The following is a 282-nucleotide window of genomic DNA, read 5'->3' as shown; positions in this document are numbered from 1 at the left end:
CATTGCAGGGGTCACAAGTTCAATCCTTGTCACGCCCACCATCCAACCAATAAGTCAGTCCCCGTCTGGCAACAGTATTCTCCGCAGCGCTGCCTACGGCAGTTACCCGAGATCCCCCTCGAACATCACGAGCACGCGATTCGACGCCTTGCGCGCGAAGCGCATGGCTTCCTCATAGGCGGGGTCGGCGTAGCAGGCCTTGGCGATCTCAAGCGACGGGAATTCCACCAGGACCATGCGCTTGGCGTCGCGCGCCTCGATCAGCAGAGGCGGCTGTTTCGT

General features: G+C 61.0%; 1 protein-coding gene. It reads right to left on the bottom strand.

All coding sequences use genetic code 11. The features are described from left to right. Positions 1-102: 102 nt before the first annotated feature. On the bottom strand, positions 103-282 hold a 180-nt coding region (locus EN852_RS40300; RefSeq protein ID WP_135880011.1), incomplete at its 5' end, for a DUF1330 domain-containing protein.

Origin of the sequence: Mesorhizobium sp. M2E.F.Ca.ET.209.01.1.1, from assembly GCF_004010375.2 — a bacterium.
Lineage (GTDB): Bacteria > Pseudomonadota > Alphaproteobacteria > Rhizobiales > Rhizobiaceae > Mesorhizobium.
This window is presented reverse-complemented; position numbering and strand designations above follow the sequence as displayed.